Below are 746 nucleotides of genomic sequence, written 5' to 3'. Positions count from 1 at the left end.
CAGAGTGGGTACAGTTGCCTTCTGAGGATGGTTTTTGGGGCTTTTGATCGTGACGGTACCGTAACGCACAGCCAAGGTCAGTGACCGGGCCTTAGCCCCAGGACGCGGGGGTAGGTCCAGGATACTTCGCCCCATTTCCGGCCAGCTATCTATCGTCTGCACTAAAAGCTCGCCGTCTTCCAGAGCCCGGTCTTGTGCCAGTCGAACCAACACATCTACATGGGATGGTCTTTGCGCAAAGGCTTCAAAAATATCACTTTCCCGATCCGCTATCACGGTAATCCTAGCGGCGGAGGCGCAAACTTTGCCGGCGGCATTTGCCCCTTCAAGCCAGCGATAGCTTTCCTTCTCTTCTATGGGACGTTGCCGACGGGTTGCTTTCTGCCCCTTCGTACGGCTCATAACGCTGCCGTAGATAAGGCCGACTATCGCATCGTCATCCGCATCCACGCCTATCATGGCATGCAGATAATGACCGCCACCGCCTTCAGACTGAATCACAGTCGTATCCTGGATGGCTAGGATATGGCGACCCGTAACCCGATCCGACGTCCGACGAGCAGCCTCCGAAACCATCTCTTCCAAGCTTACACGTCGATTGCGAAGAAAACGGCTGATCCGAATCTCACCACTTCGGCAGCCACCAAGCTGACGAACAGATATCCCACGACCGCCGACTTCCAGGAGACGGTCGTACAAAAAGGCCCCCCTTTTTCCAGCCGACCGTCGCCGAACTTACCTAGAAA

At 55.6% G+C, this 746-nt stretch carries 1 pseudogene; it reads right to left on the bottom strand.

Going from position 1 to position 746, the window contains the following annotated elements:
• Positions 1-501: pseudogene (locus ABAC402_RS40340) on the bottom strand (hypothetical protein); the annotation flags it as partial.
• Between the last annotated feature and the right edge of the window lie 245 nt (positions 502-746).

The sequence above is a fragment of the Asticcacaulis sp. AC402 genome (assembly GCF_000495835.1).
Taxonomy (GTDB): domain Bacteria; phylum Pseudomonadota; class Alphaproteobacteria; order Caulobacterales; family Caulobacteraceae; genus Asticcacaulis.
Note: the sequence above shows the minus strand (reverse complement) of the source record. Positions and strands in the feature narration are given on the sequence as shown.